15 protein-coding genes and 1 pseudogene are annotated in these 15,628 nt (G+C 46.7%); 8 read left to right on the forward strand and 8 right to left on the reverse strand.

Annotated elements, in window-relative coordinates:
- Positions 1-27 precede the first annotated feature (27 nt).
- From BGM27_RS13875 to gerAA, 3 genes are read right to left on the reverse strand one after another with little or no spacing between them, the layout of a single operon-like run.
- A complete protein-coding gene (locus tag BGM27_RS13875; RefSeq protein ID WP_007410061.1) occupies positions 28-1,143 on the reverse strand; it encodes a Ger(x)C family spore germination protein in 1,116 nt (371 codons plus the stop codon).
- The gene (locus tag BGM27_RS13880) at positions 1,140-2,240 is read right to left on the reverse strand and encodes a spore germination protein (RefSeq protein ID WP_007410062.1); all 1,101 of its coding nucleotides are present in this window, start codon (positions 2,238-2,240) and stop codon (positions 1,140-1,142) included. Before BGM27_RS13880 ends, BGM27_RS13875 begins: the two co-directional genes overlap by 4 nt.
- Positions 2,215-3,657: a spore germination receptor protein GerAA gene (gene gerAA, locus BGM27_RS13885; protein WP_020954311.1), complete on the reverse strand. Its 1,443-nt coding sequence runs from the start codon at positions 3,655-3,657 to the stop codon at positions 2,215-2,217. The genes BGM27_RS13880 and gerAA overlap by 26 nt, the downstream gene beginning before the upstream one ends.
- A gap of 116 nt (positions 3,658-3,773) precedes the next feature.
- Here gerAA and BGM27_RS13890 point away from each other — a divergent pair, with 116 nt between their 5' ends.
- Positions 3,774-3,959: a YvzF family protein gene (locus BGM27_RS13890; protein WP_003151806.1), complete on the forward strand. Its 186-nt coding sequence runs from the start codon at positions 3,774-3,776 to the stop codon at positions 3,957-3,959.
- 67 nt (positions 3,960-4,026) lie between these two features.
- Positions 4,027-5,415, forward strand: a complete 1,389-nt coding sequence (gene fumC / locus BGM27_RS13895) for a class II fumarate hydratase (RefSeq protein ID WP_007410064.1) — start codon at positions 4,027-4,029, stop codon at positions 5,413-5,415.
- A 36-nt stretch (positions 5,416-5,451) separates the two neighbouring features.
- Here the strand turns inward: fumC and BGM27_RS13900 are convergent, their stop codons facing one another.
- Positions 5,452-6,327: a TetR/AcrR family transcriptional regulator gene (locus BGM27_RS13900; protein ID WP_007410065.1), complete on the reverse strand. Its 876-nt coding sequence runs from the start codon at positions 6,325-6,327 to the stop codon at positions 5,452-5,454.
- A 178-nt stretch (positions 6,328-6,505) separates the two neighbouring features.
- On the opposite strand from BGM27_RS13900, the gene spxO reads away from it, so the two are divergent.
- Positions 6,506-6,670 carry an anti-adapter protein SpxO gene (gene spxO, locus BGM27_RS13905; protein ID WP_007410067.1) on the forward strand — a complete coding sequence of 55 codons (165 nt, stop codon included), beginning with the start codon at positions 6,506-6,508 and terminating at the stop codon, positions 6,668-6,670.
- A gap of 27 nt (positions 6,671-6,697) precedes the next feature.
- Here spxO and cssS read toward each other — a convergent pair whose 3' ends face one another.
- Together cssS and cssR are read right to left on the reverse strand one after the other, a co-directional pair.
- Complete coding sequence (gene cssS / locus BGM27_RS13910) at positions 6,698-8,053, reverse strand: two-component system sensor histidine kinase CssS (protein WP_007410068.1); 1,356 nt, start codon at positions 8,051-8,053, stop codon at positions 6,698-6,700.
- Positions 8,050-8,727: a two-component system response regulator CssR gene (gene cssR / locus BGM27_RS13915; protein ID WP_007410069.1), complete on the reverse strand. Its 678-nt coding sequence runs from the start codon at positions 8,725-8,727 to the stop codon at positions 8,050-8,052. The genes cssS and cssR overlap by 4 nt, the downstream gene beginning before the upstream one ends.
- 276 nt (positions 8,728-9,003) lie before the next feature.
- Between cssR and BGM27_RS13920 the strand changes: the two genes are divergently transcribed.
- Positions 9,004-10,365 carry a S1C family serine protease gene (locus BGM27_RS13920; RefSeq protein WP_007410070.1) on the forward strand — a complete coding sequence of 454 codons (1,362 nt, stop codon included), beginning with the start codon at positions 9,004-9,006 and terminating at the stop codon, positions 10,363-10,365.
- A gap of 46 nt (positions 10,366-10,411) precedes the next feature.
- Here the strand turns inward: BGM27_RS13920 and BGM27_RS13925 are convergent, their stop codons facing one another.
- Positions 10,412-10,876, reverse strand: coding sequence for a Dps family protein (locus BGM27_RS13925; RefSeq protein ID WP_007410071.1), 465 nt, complete (start codon positions 10,874-10,876; stop codon positions 10,412-10,414).
- Positions 10,877-10,965: 89 nt separating this feature from the next.
- A complete protein-coding gene (locus BGM27_RS13930; RefSeq protein WP_007410072.1) occupies positions 10,966-11,808 on the reverse strand; it encodes an oxidoreductase in 843 nt (280 codons plus the stop codon).
- Positions 11,809-11,940: 132 nt separating this feature from the next.
- On the opposite strand from BGM27_RS13930, the gene BGM27_RS13935 reads away from it, so the two are divergent.
- From BGM27_RS13935 to BGM27_RS13950, 4 genes and pseudogenes are all read left to right on the forward strand, one after another.
- Positions 11,941-13,722 (forward strand): M3 family oligoendopeptidase, encoded by a 1,782-nt coding sequence (locus BGM27_RS13935; RefSeq protein ID WP_007410073.1) that lies wholly within the window; start codon positions 11,941-11,943, stop codon positions 13,720-13,722.
- Positions 13,723-13,840: 118 nt separating this feature from the next.
- Positions 13,841-14,278: a YusW family protein gene (locus tag BGM27_RS13940; RefSeq protein ID WP_007410074.1), complete on the forward strand. Its 438-nt coding sequence runs from the start codon at positions 13,841-13,843 to the stop codon at positions 14,276-14,278.
- 155 nt (positions 14,279-14,433) lie between these two features.
- The gene (locus BGM27_RS13945; protein ID WP_007410075.1) at positions 14,434-15,258 is read left to right on the forward strand and encodes an ABC transporter ATP-binding protein; all 825 of its coding nucleotides are present in this window, start codon (positions 14,434-14,436) and stop codon (positions 15,256-15,258) included.
- Between the two features lie 2 nt (positions 15,259-15,260).
- Positions 15,261-15,528, forward strand: a pseudogene (locus tag BGM27_RS13950) (YusU family protein).
- The last annotated feature ends 100 nt before the right edge of the window (positions 15,529-15,628 follow it).

Genomic DNA, 15,628 nt, shown 5'->3' on the forward strand with positions numbered 1-15,628 from the left:
GCCAGCACACTCTCCCGAGGAACGGGGTCATTGGGACATTCCCTTTGTTCCGAAATCCCTGATGGCGACTTTGACTTTGTATTCAATATCCGATTCACTGAAGTGATGATCCCAGTCAGAGGATATCTTTTTCCATTTATCGGGATAATGAATCCGGACTTGATCGCCTAACCCGGTAATATCCACTTTCAACTCATGCTGCATGTAATCAATGAATGCCATGACATCTGAATGAATGCTGCGTTTTACCGCGTTTTTGATTTCATTTATATAGGACTCCTTGAAGGAATCTTCTTTCGGGTTCCAATCCTCAGATAGACGGCCTTCAACAAACCGGGTAACGATAAACTTGAATTTTCCGTTTTTATATTGTGTTTTTACATCATATTTGCTGGAAAATACCTCGAAAGACAAATAATAATTGTCATGCTTTGCAAACGTAACGCCTCCCTTTACCGTGCCTGTGAACAGGTTCATATTCTGGACTTGTAAAGGAGTTAGATTCGCATACCAGAATTTATTTTTAATAATGGTAGCGCCCCAGATTTCCAGTCTGCTGCCCACTTTGCGAACTTGAGGAAGGGCAAAGGTCTCGCCCTTGGCGATTCTCTCGGATATTTCCCCCAATGTCACGGGCTCCATCATCCGGATGGTGACCGCATTATTCTCCGTTAAGTCATAGATCGTATTTGACGCAGGCTCTCCCTGGTCACTGATTTTGAAAATATCTTTCGTTTTATCCGGCACCGTCATCACATTGCAGCTTCTTCTCGTACCGTTGTCCCTGATAAATTGGTTCATCAATGCGTCAAGCGGGATGTCGTCCTTTAACAGCGCCTCGGAAAACAGCATGATACGCAAGTGCTGGGAGAAAGCGGGGTGATTTTTTAATGATGCCGTTCGTAAGGCTTGATGGACGGTTTCTCCGGAAGTGGAAGTCACCTTTGTCGTGTCGCTCCCTGACGACGACTGCTGGGAACTTGCTTTTTGCGGAACCAGAATCTGCTGCGTCACTTCCACGTTTTCTTCCTCGGGTTTATCGAGCCCGACGCCGATAACGAGACTCAAATCTTCTATATTGCGGCTGTCCCAGCATCCGGCTAAAAGCAATGTGCAAAGAATGATTACGATATATTTCTTCATTGCGCTTTTTTCACCTTCCTTTTCACAGCGACGACTGCAAACATCAGTAAAGGCAGCAAAAAGAAAACCAAGAAGATATAGCCTAGAATATCACTGAACAGCATCAGCTTGTTAGCGTCTTTGGGCATCAATGATCCGAAGAATGTCGCAATGCCTACGAAAATGATGCCCTTTTTGTGCTTCAGCCCGAAAATTTTATTAAGACCCGATGTCGCGAAATATCCGTACGATACATAGGTGGCGAAAAATTGGATAATCCAGACGGCAAGCAAAAAAGACTCGAATCTTTCGATAAAAAGCCCTTTGATTTCAAATGATTGAAAAAGCGCAATCGTAGGCCAGATCATTGTTTTGACATCCTGGGTGGTTAAGGCGCCGACGACGAGCACGTAGGTAATGATGTATAAAATAATCGGGATGCCAAAGCCCATGGCCGACATACGGAACGTGTGCTTTTTATTTTTGATGTGCTCAGGGAGAAACAGCATAATCTCAATTCCTAAGAATGAAACAGAAACGACGGTCAAGGAAGCCATAACGGGAGAAAACCCCTGTCCGAGCACCGGCCGCAGGTTGTCCAGATCAAATATTTTAAAGCTGAAAGAAAACACCACCAGCAAAATAATGATCGTAATCGTTAAATAGAAAGGAAAGAGCCTGCCGAGATCGCTCATGCCGCCGATAATTAAATAAACGGAACAGGCGATAAAGATAAACAGCGTAACCGGCACGGGCGTTCTCTCCAATAAAAAGAACTTGACCATTTCCGCCATCGCCCGGGCTTCGAAGCTGGCGACTCCTATAAAATAGAGACAGATCATAAGATTGACGATATTTCCCGCCCATTTGCCGAGGCCTTCGTTCATATAATCAAACAATGATCCGTACTGATGCTTTTTCATAATGAGCGTATTGAGATAAATCAAAAAGATAAAGATGACGCCTTCCAGACATAATGCAATCCAGCCGTCCGGCGAATTCGCCCTTGATGACAGCGACCGCGGCATGGTAAGGAGTCCCGCCCCGAGCATCGTGTTGGAAATCAATGCCGTCCCTTGATAGCTAGTAAGCTTATTGAGAGTTGTTTTCTGGCTCATTTACGTTTTTCGCCTCTTTTGGTTGATTTTTAATAGGGAGACGGAGAATAGAGTCGTTTGCGTTTTTTAAGCTGAAAAATCCATTCGGCGAGAAATACGGAGAACCGAAGCTTCGCTGTCTCGATAAATGAGTGTAGATCGCCAGCATAAATAAAATCATGCCGTACAGCCCGAAAGCTGCGGCGGTAAACATCGAAATGAAACGGAGCACACGGAATGACAGACCCATCCCGTACTGCGGCACCGTAAATGAAGCAAGCGCGACAATGCTGACCACGATGACCATGATGGAGCTGACAATATTCGCTTCAACGGCCGCCTGGCCGATGACGACTCCGCCCACCAATCCGATCGTCTGGCCGAGCGGGCTGGGAAGCCTCAAGCCCGCTTCTCTCAGCAGCTCTATCGTAATTTCCATTACCATCGCTTCAATGATAGGCGGGAAGGGAACGTTTTCTCTGTTCGCCGCGATGGTGACTGCAAGCGATGTCGGCAGCAGCCCTTGGTGAAACGAAACGAGGGCGATATAAATGGACGAAAAAAACAGCGTAATAAAAATAGACGTAAACCGCAGCACCCGGATGAGCGAGGCGGAAATCCACCGTTCATAATAATCATCGGGAGACTGCATTAAAATTCCTAAAGAAGCCGGAACCACCAGCGCAAACGGCGAGTTGTCGACAAGGATGGCGACGCGGCCGTTGAACAAGGCGGAAGAGACTTTATCAGGCCGTTCCGTATTTTGTATTTGCGGAAAGGGCGAATACTTATTATCCTCAATAAGCTCCTCAAGCGTTCCGGAATCCTGAATGTCGTCCATCTTCACTTCGCTGAGGCGCTTTACAACATCGCTGACGACAGATGGGTCCGCCTTATCATCTATGTACATGACCGTGGCGTATTTTAACTTATTTTCTCCGATCGGAACCTTTTTCGTTTTCAGCTTCGGATGGTTCGTGCGCTGCCTGATCATGGCGACGTTTGTATCAGAATCTTCTATGAAGGCGATTTTCGGACCTCTTACGACCTTTTCGGATGTGGGTTCATTCACGCTTCTTTTTTCTCTTTTTCCCGTGGACAAAATGTATACGCTGTCAAGTCCGTTAATAAACACGGCGCATTTTCCCCGCAGAATGGAGATGACGGCTTCCTTCGACGTAAAGACGGGACGGGCGTCGATCTTATCAAGACGTTTCGTCACCGTATCCAGCGTCAGAGTGTCTTCCTCCCGAAGCAGCGTTTCAATCGCCTCTTTTATTTTGTCTTCGTCGTTCATTTCACTCAGATACATATAATAAAAAACAAGCCCGTTCGGAAGCATCTTTTTATTTTGAACCAGGTCATCATTCTGCTCTACGTGGGGAAGCACCAGTGCCAGATTAACGTGTATGTATTCCTTGAATTCCGATTGCGCCATCGACAGTCACCCGCCTTCCAATCCTTAATTGAGGTTATCTTTTCCTGTTAAAAAAATGATATACTATGATAAAGTATTTAATGGAACAAGTTTTTTTATGAAAGCGGAGGAGAGATGTGGCACAAGTCAGACTGGCAGGAAATGCCGAAGAAATTGAACAGCTCATCAAATCATTTGAAGCGCATTACGAAGTGGCTTACACGTCGAAAGAATACCGTAAAACAAATCCGAAGTATAAATACTCTAAGGATTCGCGCGTCTATCTTGAGCTGAAATTAAAAACGGCCAAGGCCGAAAAATAAAAAGGGTTTCATCTGTTACTGGCGAATAATACTCAGGGTGAAGCAACTGTTATGGAGGGATACATAAATGGACTACAGAATTGAAAAAGACACCATGGGAGAAGTTAAAGTTCCGGCAGATAAATTTTGGGGCGCTCAGACACAGCGCAGCAAAGAGAACTTCAAAATCGGTTCAGAAAAAATGCCTCAGCGTGTTGTGAAGGCGTTTGCAATATTGAAAAGAAGCACAGCGATCGCCAACGAACGCCTCGGCAACTTAGAGTCTGAAAAAGCACAGGCGATTGCCGCTGTATGTGACGATGTTTTAAACGGCAAATACGACGATAACTTTCCGCTCGTTGTCTGGCAGACGGGAAGCGGCACGCAAAGCAACATGAACATGAATGAAGTGGTGGCCAACCGCGCGACTGCTTTATTGAAAGAAAAAAATTCCGAGCTGAAGATTCATCCGAATGATGACGTTAACCGCAGCCAAAGCTCAAACGATACATTCCCGACGGCGATGCACGTTGCGGCGGTTCTTGCCGTATATGAGCAGCTCGTTCCGGCGCTTGATCAGCTGCGCGCGACGCTTGATGAAAAAGCGAAAGCTTATCAGGATATTGTGAAAATCGGACGCACGCATTTGCAGGACGCCACTCCGCTGACGCTCGGACAGGAAATCAGCGGCTGGGTATACATGCTTGACCGTTCGAAAGAAATGATTCTTGAGTCAACGGAAAAAATCCGCGCGCTTGCCATCGGAGGCACGGCAGTCGGCACGGGAATCAACGCCCATCCGCAGTTCGGTGAATTCGTCGCGGAAGAAATCACAAAAGTAACGGGGCAGACATTCAAGAGTTCGCCTAACAAATTCCACGCGCTCACAAGCCATGATGAAATCACTCACGTTCACGGCGCGTTAAAAGCATTGGCTGCCGACCTGATGAAGATTGCCAACGATGTCAGATGGCTGGCAAGCGGCCCGCGCTGCGGAATCGGCGAAATCGTCATTCCTGAAAATGAGCCGGGAAGCTCTATCATGCCGGGCAAAGTCAACCCGACGCAAAGTGAGGCGCTGACAATGATCGCCGCGCAAGTGATGGGAAATGACGCGACAATCGGATTTGCGGCCAGCCAAGGAAACTTCGAGCTGAATGTCTTCAAACCGGTTATTATCTATAACTTCCTGCAGACCGTGCAGCTGCTCAGTGACGGAATGAATTCCTTCCATGACAAATGCGCTGTCGGTATTGAGCCGAACCAAGAGACGATTCAGGAAAATCTCTCTAACTCATTAATGCTTGTTACGGCGCTTAACCCGCACATCGGTTATGAAAACGCCGCGAAAATCGCCAAGCTTGCCCACAAAGAAGGCCTGACGCTGAAAGAAGCGGCATTACAGCTGAACCTTCTGACAGAAGAACAATTTAATGAAATGGTGCGTCCGGAAGATATGGTGCACCCGAAAGCATAAAAAGAAAGAACGGCTGCAGTCATTGCGGCCGTTCTTCTAAATAAACTGCTGTTTCAGTAAAAATCTGAGCTGTTCTGCATCTTCAGCCAGCAGGTCGGATTCCTTCAAATTCAAAATCATTCCTTTGATGATTGCCGGTTTCGGCGACTTTTTCTTCATTTCCGCTTCCAGAATATCCAAGCTCTCGGTGAATTCAGATGCTTGCGTCTTATCCATCGTGCCGATGCGCGTGCGGAGGGTCTGCAAGATCGATTGGCTTAAAGGATCGGGCTGCCCGTTATGAAGGGGCCCAAACAGTGAGCTTGCCTCATCAAGAGAAATAAACGCTTCATCATGTCTGTCCGCCATTCCGTTTACGATGTCATCAATTCTGTGAATCACGGTATTTGCCAAAAGCGAAGGCTGTACGGACCGGCCGGTCAGAATGAGATATTCAAGATACATCTGACTGATTCCTTCTATTAAAAAACAAAGCTCGGCTGTGTATGGTTCAGCTTTTTCTCCGTAAATCGCAAGAAGACTGTCGATATGAAACTGCAGGATCGACCGGCGGATTCTCTTTCCGCACTGCGCCGCTTCTTCGGTATAAGGAAGTGAACCGTCTTTCATCTGCACGGTAATAAAATCCTGATGGGCGAGAATCGATTCGTAAAACACCGCAAGCTGTTTTTGGTAAGCGGCTCTCGGACTGTCACCCTCCGTTTGGATCGTCGTGATTCGGGTAAACGTTTTATCATAGTAGTAATTCAGCATGGATAGGAGCAGTGCTTCTTTGGAAGGAAAGTAAAGATAAAAAGCGCCTTTTGAGATTTTGCATTCATCGGCGATTTCCTGAACCGATGTAGATTTGTACCCTTTTCGGGCAAACAGTTTGATTGCTGCTTCAATGATCAGCTTTTCTTTTTCCTTCAATGGTTCCACCCTTTCGGAGCCAGGAGGCTGGCTTGTGCTTCTCATGTATGACTATATGGTCATATTGATATTCCGTAAATTTAACCTGATTGTAACTTGTTTTTTTGTTTTGTTTTATTTATATTATAAAGTGAGCTGACCGAATGGTCAAAGTTCTGGCGAAAGGGTGAATCTGAAAATGAAAGAATTAGATGAAATGATCAGCCGCTTGCGAAACAGAGGAATTAAAGTCGAAAAGGTGAAATATCCGAAAAAGACAATTTGTGAAAAGAAATGGGTTCATCAATGCCAAAAACCGCTGAAAACAAACTACAGAGATTTTAACGGCTATTCCTTCACATAAAAAAAGACTGCAATGAAACACTACAGTCTACTTTGGTATGATAATTCGGTAGATTACACCCGATTGGTCATTTTCAATTGAAATTGATGCTTTATGCAGGGTTAAAATCCGTTTTACGATGCTGAGTCCTATGCCGAACTCGCCTTTCTTCCCTTTATTAAAAGGCTCGTACAAGCTGGATAGCATCTCATCCTCAATCGGAGGCCCGTCATTTTTAACCGTCATGACAATCTGCTGCTGATTTTGGCTGATCCGAATGTGAATCGCCGTTTCTGCATAGCGGATTTGATTTTCGAGAATGTTTTCAAGAAGTTTGCTCCATTGTTCCGGATCACCGGGCATCATTAATGCATCTTCTGTTTCAACGGTCCACGATAATTCCTTCCGGGCCCATTTGAGCCGTTCAATGACTTCTTCCGTGACCTTCACAATGTCAAATGTCTCATGGTGCACCCGCTGCTTCATTAAATAATCAAGCTTCGTTAAATATAATAAATCCTTAATTTTCTTCTCAAGTTTTTCTGCTTCGCCTTCAATGACATCAATTGTGGTTTCCAGATCCCCCTTAGGAAAAATCCCGTCCTTTATTGATTGAGTATAGCCCCTTATCACCATGACAGGCGTTTTTAAATCATGAGAGATATTTTGCAGGAGCGTTCTTTCCGTTTCGTCTTTTTGCACCAGCTTGCTCCGCATGTCTTCAATGGTATGGCCTAATTTTCCGATTTCGTCTTTTCTGTCGACGATGACCGGATCATCCCAATCCTGTTTTGAAATCCGTTTGACATGCTTCTCTAAGGAAACGAGCGGGCGCGAGAGATATTTGGCAAGCCAAATCGCCGGAATCCAGCTTAACAAAATCACGCCGGCAATGATAAAGAGCAGCTGCTTGAACAGGGTGAATGCCAGATCATCACGATAAGAATCAAGGGCGTAAGACAGCATCATCGCATCCTGGCCGTTAATGGTGAGGCCTTTTTTAATGACGAAAAACACTTTTTCACCGCTGATGTCCGCGCTGTATCGTTTCGTGACGCTGTGCTGGCGGCCCGCGAGCTTGTACACCTTATGGATAAAGGAAGAAGAAAAGTAGTTCAAGTCTTTGTCACTGGCCGACTCCTCCCGTTCCGGCAGAAGAACGTGCTGAACGGATCGGAAAGTCGTCGGCGCGGTCGCATCCTCGCTGTAATATCCCCGCTCGATCGATCCGGGCAGCCGGTACTCCGTCAGTACATGCTGTTCATTTTCAATGGTCGTATACGTTTCATCCGTGAAAAAATTACGCAGCGTATTTGAGAAAAGCACGAGAAGCAGAATCGAAATGGCTAAGAGGATGCCTGAGATGACCACCCATATTTGAAAAGCAAGCGGCTTATTTTTCATGACGTCATCATCCTGTAGCCGAATCCGTAAATGGTTTCAACCTTTAACCCGGGCATTTTTTTCCGCAGCCTCCGCACAAGATCATCGACCACCCGGTCAGTGCCGAAATAATCATGGCCCCATATTTTCAGCAGGATATCTTCTCTGGAAAAGGGGTGTCCTTTATGGTGAAGAAATAAAAGCAGCAGATCAAATTCCTTAGACGTCAAATTGACCAGGCTGCCGGTTTCATCATAAACCTCTCGGGCATCTTCGATCACATTGTAGGAAGAAACGGTGATGCCGGTTTTCTTTGCGGCGGGCTGTTCTTTATACACGAGCTCGAGCAGCTTCTGGACCCGTATAATAAGTTCTCTCGGCAAAAAAGGCTTGGCGATATAATCATTGCTTCCAAGCTCTAACCCGAGGACTCTGTCAATATCGGCATCCCGCGCGGAAATGAAAATAACCGGCACATCGGGATCTTTTTCTTTTATTTCTTTTATCAATGTATAGCCGTCCGTATCCGGAAGCATGATGTCAAGAATCCACAAGTGGGGAGACGGCTGCATCTGCTTTCTGGCATCTTCGCCTTTTGTGAAAGATGTAATGTTCCAGCCTTCATTCTCTAAATATTTTGTGAGCAGTTCATTCAGGTTATCCTCATCTTCAACTAGATAAATGGTGTATGACAAGGCATTTCACATCCTTTCAACGTCATTATACTAGTTTTAACACACTCAAGCCGCATTTTCATAATTTCACATATTCTTTTCATTTTTATCCCACAATGTTTGTTTATGATGTGTATAAGGGAAGAAAGGAAGAAAAAAAGCGGGGAAGATAACATGTTCAAACACATTTTGTTTTGGAGCTTTGCTTTTCTCCTTATTATTGGGACAATAGAACTTGTACATGCGATGAATATGTAATCGATAGAATGAAAACATGCTGAAGGAGTGTGCGTGAATATGAATGATCATCGAGATGACGGCAGAAGCCGCGATCAGTCAGATCTTTCACATACGGAACAAAACAGAAATGAACAGCAGCAGATCAGCCATCAGGAGCCCGAGCTGCTCGAAGGGCCCGTCTCGAAAGAAGCGGAAAACGAGACGGCGGCCGGTACGGAATTTGAAAAAACGGCTGCCGTGAAAAAAGAAAAAAAACGGAGAGCCGCTTGGCTGAGCCCGATTTTAGGCGGCATTATCGGCGGAGGCCTCGTGCTTGGCATTGTGCCAAACCTGCCGGGTGAGCAGCATAAGACAGAAGCCGTTTCTGATACGAAACAAGTTCAGTCTTCGAATTTTACGTCAACGCCTTTGAAAAATACCTCAAGCGTAGCGGATATGGTAGAAGATTTGGAGCCCGCGATTGTGGGAGTGTCCAACTACCAAGCTTCGCAAAGCAGCCAGTTCGGACTTGACGGCGGTTCAAGCTCTGAAACGGAAAGCGGCACGGGGTCAGGCGTCATCTTCAAAAAAGACGGCGAAAAAGCGTACATCATTACAAACAACCATGTCGTAGAAGGTGCGAACAAACTGTCGGTCACTCTTTACAATGGGAAAACCGAAACGGCAAAGCTTGTCGGAAAGGATGCCATCAGTGACTTGGCTGTATTGGAAATCAGCTCGTCCAATGTCAAAAAAGCGGCCAGCTTCGGGGATTCCTCCAAGCTCCGCATTGCCGATAAAGTGATTGCCATCGGCAACCCGCTCGGCCAGCAGTTTTCCGGCACCGTCACACAAGGTGTCATCAGCGGGCTGAACAGAACGGTAGACGCCGATACATCCCAAGGCACAGTGGAAATGAACGTGATTCAGACGGATGCGGCGATTAACCCCGGAAACAGCGGCGGCCCGTTAATCAACTCAAGCGGCCAAGTTATCGGGATCAACAGCATGAAAGTCAGTGAAAACGGCGTGGAGTCACTCGGCTTTGCCATTCCGAGCAATGATGTAGAACCGATAGTCGACCAGCTGCTTGCAAAAGGAAAAGTCGAGCGCCCATTTTTAGGTGTGCAGATGATTGACATGGCGCAAGTGCCGGAAACTTATCAGGAAAACACGCTCGGACTGTTCGGCGACCAGCTGTCTAAGGGTGTTTACGTAAAAGAAGTGCAGTCCGGCTCGCCGGCTGCGAAAGCGGGCATCAAATCAAATGACGTCATTGTACAATTGAACGGCAAAGATGTCGGCAGCAGCGCTGATATCAGACAGATCTTATATAACCAGCTGAAAATCGGCGATAAAACGACTGTTCAAGTTCTCAGAAACGGAAGCAAAAAGACGCTGAACGTCACATTAACGAAACAAACCGAAAGCGCAAGCTGAACGCATAAAAAAAGCTGAACCTGCAACTGAGGTTCAGCTTTTTTCGTCATTCTCCCAAGTAGGCTGACAGCATCCACACATGCTTGTCCGCTTCTTCAACTAATCCGACAAACAGGTCGGCAGTTGACGGGTCATTTTGTTCCTCGGCGATGCCGATGACAAATTTTGATTCGCGGCTGATTTGTTTATAGTCTTGAACCAGTGATTCCACCATTTCAGAAGCCGTTTTTTCTTGGCCTTCATCCGTAATGGAAGCTTGTTCAAGGTAAGTGTGTAAAGTCGCCGCAGGCTGTCCGCCAATGGCCAGAAGACGCTCTGCGATGGCATCCGCCGTTTCCGCCGCTTCGTTATACAGTTCTTCAAATTTTTCATGAAGCGTAAAGAAATGAGGGCCTTTTACATACCAATGGAAGCGGTGCAGTTTAGAGTAAAGGATAAACCAGTTTGATAATTGTGTGTTCATTGATTTCTCAACAAGAGTTTCAGTTTTTTTCGCGTTTTGTGTATTCATATTCATCGTCCTCCCTGTGATCTGTTAATTTAATTATATCACGTATCAAATAAAAATCAATACTAAATTATAATAATTATAATTTAGGTTTAAGTGAACAGCTTTTTTCTCACAACAGATTCCCAGGCGGACCACGGAAAGAGTGAGCGGAAAGCCAATGTCAGCTTAACGCCCCTGCCGATCGGATACCGCAGTTTCTTCAGCCGTTTCCTTTGTGCCAATTGATAAATCAGCTCCGCTACGTCATCAGGATCGCCGCTTTTGGATGCGTTGGCTTTGAAGTAAGCTTCTATTTGCTGATAATAGCGGTAATAAGGCGAATCTTTGCCGGGTGCCGTAAGATGATTGGAGAGAGATGTCTCCCATATAGACGTTTTGTAGGAGCCCGGTTCTATTAAAGCGGCATCAATTCCTAAAGGCAGCAGTTCGAGGCGCAGGCTCTCTGTAAACCCTTCAACCGCGAATTTGGAAGAGACATACGGAGATAGAGCCGGGAAACCGGTCAGTCCGCTGATACTGCTGATATTGAAGATTTTCGCCCCGCTATGTTTTCGCATATAAGGCAGCATGATTTTTGTGACGTGAATCAGACCGAATACATTTGATTCATACTGCTGTCTGTAATGTTCCATCAGCACATCGTCAATAAACCCCCCGTACGCAGTGCCGGCGTTATTGACGAGCAGGTCAATCGGTCCGAAACCGCTGATGGTGTTCCCGAAGTCAGACACCGACTGCTCATTTGTCACATCTAAAGAAACGACCGTAACATGTTCGGATGCACCCGCTTGAGCGGCGGCCTCTTTCAGTATTTCAGCTTTCTCCGGCTGTCTGGCTGTTGCGATGACGTGATAAGACCGGGCGAGCTTCAGCGCTGTCAGCAGCCCGAATCCGCTCGTCGCGCCGGTTACAATGGCAATTTTTCTGTTCATCTTATAATCCTCCCCGTTTGTTCTTATCTCATAGTGTATAACATCTCGCGGAAAGAAGGAGAAATCGTTCGGAAATATGTCAGAATTGTTTTATAATGGAGTCAGCTTCGGATAGAAAGGGGTAAAGAAAAGATGGCATTAGAGGGATTGAAGGAAACATGGGATTTAAACTCCATTTTTGAGGGCGGGAGCCGGTCGGAAGAGTTTCAGCAATACATACAAGAGCTCAAAAAGCATCTAAGCGCTTTTCAACATGCGGTTGAAGCGTTTACAGTTCCGACGCATGCGGATGAAAGCCGGGAGATGATCAATCTGATTGATAGGTTTGAACGGTCAGCGATCATGATCAGGCAGGCGGGAGCGTTCGTCGGCTGTCTTCAGGCTCAGAACACTCATGATCAGAAAGCGAATGAATGGAGGGCGCGGATCAATCAGCTGAGCAGTGATTTTAAATCCGCTCTGGTCACCCTTGACGATACACTTGCCCGGATTGACGAGCCGGTCTGGGAGGAGCTGCTGCAAAAACCGGAACTTCAGGATCTCACATATGTTTTAAATGAAAGAAGAGACCGGGTCAAAGAGAAGCTCAGCGCTTCAGAAGAAAGGCTGATTGAAGGCCTGGCCGTTGACGGCTATCACGCATGGGGCGACTTGTATAATGCGGCTGTCGGCAGAATGAAGATTCCATTTGAGGATAAAGAGCTGTCGGTCGGCCAAGCGGAAAATATGATGGCGCACCCGGATCGCCGCATCAGACATCAAGTGTTCAAAGAGCTTAATGAAGCGTGGAAAGGAGAAGAGGAGCTTTTCGGCAGCACGCTGAACCATCTGGCCGGCTTCCGCACGGAAATCTATAAAGCGCGGGGCTGGAAAAGCGCTTTGGAAGAGCCGCTTGCGATCAACCGGATGAAAAAAGAAACGCTGGATGTCATGTGGCGGGTCATTACCGATCATAAAAAGCCTTTTGCCGAATACCTGAATCGAAAGGCGTCTCTTTTAGGGCTTGAGCGGCTGAACTGGTATGATGTGGACGCGCCGATCGGCGAGGCTCCGAAAGAATACACATATGATGAAGCGGCCAATCTGATTGTCAGCCAATTTTCGACGTTTGGCAAAAAGCTGTCCGCATTTACGGAAAAAGCGTTCCGTGATCGGTGGATAGAAGCGGAAGACCGCAGCGGCAAACGGGTCGGCGGTTTCTGCACCAGCTTTCCCGACAGCGGAGAATCCCGGATTTTTATGACGTTTTCCGGAAGCGCTTCGAATGTATCGACGCTGGCGCATGAGCTCGGTCACGCGTTCCATCAGGAGGCCATGCTTCAAGTGCGGCAGCTGAACAGAGCCTACGCTATGAATGTCGCTGAAACAGCCTCGACCTTTGCGGAAATGATCGTCGCCGACGCCGCTTTGAAACAAGCGGAGACAAAGGATGAAAAGGTGTTCTTGCTTGAAGATAAAATTCAAAGAAGCGTAGCCATGTTTATGAATATTCATGCGAGATTTTTATTTGAAACGCGTTTTTATGAAGAGCGCAAGCAGGGCGTCGTTCCGGCTGAGAAACTGAATGAACTGATGGAAGCGGCGCAGAAAGAAGCATTTTGCGATTCATTAGGGGAATACCACCCTCATTTCTGGGCGTCAAAACTGCATTTTCATATTACGGGAGTGCCGTTTTACAACTTTCCGTATACGTTCGGTTATTTATTTTCGCTTGGAATATATGCAAGAGCTCTTCGGGAAAAAGCGGATTTTGAAGAAAAATATATCGCGCTTTTGTGTGACACGGCTTCGATGACCGTTGAGAATTTGGCGATGAAGCACCTTGGAGCGGATCTGACGGAACGGTCGTTTTGGGAAGACGCGGTCCGCCTTGCCGTACAGGATGTGCAGGAATTTTTAGAGCTGACTGAATGATAATCTTGAGATGAACCGGCCGGAGTGTTATCGCTCCGGTTCTTTTTTGTTTAATGAATGACAGCCGCCTCCCTTGGAAATACCTAAAAACGATCGGAATGGAATGGGAGTGAATCGCATGAGATGGATCAGAACGGCGGGCGTTTTATGTCTTACGCTGATGCTGATTGCCGGCTGCCGATTGAATGAAGAAAAACGGGAAGCGGAACAAGACAGCACACCCGTATCATCCGCGAAGCCGGTTCCTTACAGCAGCTTTTCCCTTCGCGTCAGCTACGGAGCCGGAGAGCATAACCGCTATGAAGGTTTGTATGAAAGTAAAGGCGGTCATGAAAAGGCTGACATCCGGGACAAGCTCTCAGGGGTTCACAGAGAGGGCGAGGAAGCGCTTGATGAAATGAAGATGATCCTTGGAGAACTTGCTGTAAACAGCCGGATGCAGGAAAGCGAGGTCGTCCGGCAGGTGCTCTCGGCTTTTAATTTGGACAGCCGCTATGACCATTTTTATTTGAAACTGAAAAAGAACGACGGAGAAATGACGGAAATAAAAAAATAACCGCCGCCCGCTGCTTTTTTGCCCAAAACTAATTGATAATGATATTCAGAGTCATTAATTTCTGTTACAATATAATCATGATCTCACGTTGAATGTTTAGGCAATTTGTTTATATACATAGTGTTGGGAAACTCAAAAAAGGAGCGGTTAGCGGTATGAGTGCAATTTCTACAGAGACGCTGAGCTTAGGGTACGGAGAGACTGTTATCATTGACGAATTGGATGTCGCGATTCCAAAAGGCGAAATCACTGTATTGATCGGAAGCAACGGCTGCGGAAAATCGACGCTTTTACGTTCATTGGCCCGGCTGATGAAACCGAGGGGCGGTACTGTGCTTTTAGAAGGAAAAGCCATCGCTAAGCTTCCGACGAAGGAAGTGGCAAGAGAGCTCGCTATTTTGCCGCAGAGTCCGTCAGCTCCCGAAGGCCTGACGGTGCATCAGCTTGTGAAGCAGGGAAGATACCCTTATCAAAGCTGGCTGAAGCAATGGTCCAAAGAGGACGAAGACGCAGTGGCAAAAGCGCTTAAAGCGACGAAGCTTGAGGAAATGGCCGACCGTCCGGTGGATTCCTTGTCAGGCGGACAGCGCCAGCGCGCATGGATTGCGATGACACTCGCTCAGGATACGGATATCATTCTGCTTGACGAGCCGACAACCTATCTCGACATGACGCATCAAATTGAAATTCTTGATTTGCTGTTTGAATTAAATGAAAAAGAAAAACGCACAATCGTCATGGTGCTGCACGACCTCAATCTGGCATGCCGTTATGCCCATTATCTGGTCGCCATTAAGGATAAACAGATTTACGCAGAGGGCCGTCCCGAAGAAGTCATCACTTGCGAGCTTGTACAGCAGGTCTTTGCGATGAACTGCCAGGTAACGCAAGACCCGCTGTTCGGCACGCCGCTTTGCATTCCGCACGGACGCGGCAGATGTATCGTGCAGGAAGCGGCCCTCACCGCCCGATTGTCATAATCATGAAAAAGGGAAGGGAACGGTATGGAAGAGAAACTGCAGCAGCAGCTGGACGGCCTGCTTGAGAAATACACGGAACTATTGCTTGGCGAAACAAACCCGGATGTAAAGGAAGAAGTCAGGCAGTGGATTTTGTATACACATATCGCAAAAAGCATGCCTCCGCTCGTCAAACATTGGAATCAATCCTACCCGGACGCCAAAGAGGGCATCAAAGCTGCGATACAGCATATTAAACAGCTCAATGAAGCACACAGAAAAAAACAATAAAAAAGCTTTCGGCATCAAAGAGAGGTGCCGAAAGCTTTTTTTGCTGAAAAGGAATCAATAAAGGCGCCGTTCAATTCATAGCGAAGAACATTAATGTAAC

The sequence above is a fragment of the Bacillus sp. FJAT-27001 genome, assembly GCF_019039175.1.
Taxonomy (GTDB): domain Bacteria; phylum Bacillota; class Bacilli; order Bacillales; family Bacillaceae; genus Bacillus; species Bacillus velezensis.

Excerpts from the sequence above, each read along its gene's own strand:
- BGM27_RS13875 (WP_007410061.1), bottom strand. The coding sequence starts at position 1,143 with ATGAAGAAATATATCGTAATCATTCTTTGCACATTGCTTTTAGCCGGA.
- BGM27_RS13880 (WP_007410062.1), bottom strand. The coding sequence starts at position 2,240 with ATGAGCCAGAAAACAACTCTCAATAAGCTTACTAGCTATCAAGGGACG.
- gerAA (WP_020954311.1), bottom strand. The coding sequence starts at position 3,657 with ATGGCGCAATCGGAATTCAAGGAATACATACACGTTAATCTGGCACTG.
- fumC (WP_007410064.1), top strand. The coding sequence starts at position 4,027 with ATGGACTACAGAATTGAAAAAGACACCATGGGAGAAGTTAAAGTTCCG.
- spxO (WP_007410067.1), top strand. The coding sequence starts at position 6,506 with ATGAAAGAATTAGATGAAATGATCAGCCGCTTGCGAAACAGAGGAATT.
- cssS (WP_007410068.1), bottom strand. The coding sequence starts at position 8,053 with ATGAAAAATAAGCCGCTTGCTTTTCAAATATGGGTGGTCATCTCAGGC.
- BGM27_RS13920 (WP_007410070.1), top strand. The coding sequence starts at position 9,004 with ATGAATGATCATCGAGATGACGGCAGAAGCCGCGATCAGTCAGATCTT.
- BGM27_RS13925 (WP_007410071.1), bottom strand. The coding sequence starts at position 10,876 with ATGAATACACAAAACGCGAAAAAAACTGAAACTCTTGTTGAGAAATCA.
- BGM27_RS13930 (WP_007410072.1), bottom strand. The coding sequence starts at position 11,808 with ATGAACAGAAAAATTGCCATTGTAACCGGCGCGACGAGCGGATTCGGG.
- BGM27_RS13935 (WP_007410073.1), top strand. The coding sequence starts at position 11,941 with ATGGCATTAGAGGGATTGAAGGAAACATGGGATTTAAACTCCATTTTT.
- BGM27_RS13940 (WP_007410074.1), top strand. The coding sequence starts at position 13,841 with ATGAGATGGATCAGAACGGCGGGCGTTTTATGTCTTACGCTGATGCTG.
- BGM27_RS13945 (WP_007410075.1), top strand. The coding sequence starts at position 14,434 with ATGAGTGCAATTTCTACAGAGACGCTGAGCTTAGGGTACGGAGAGACT.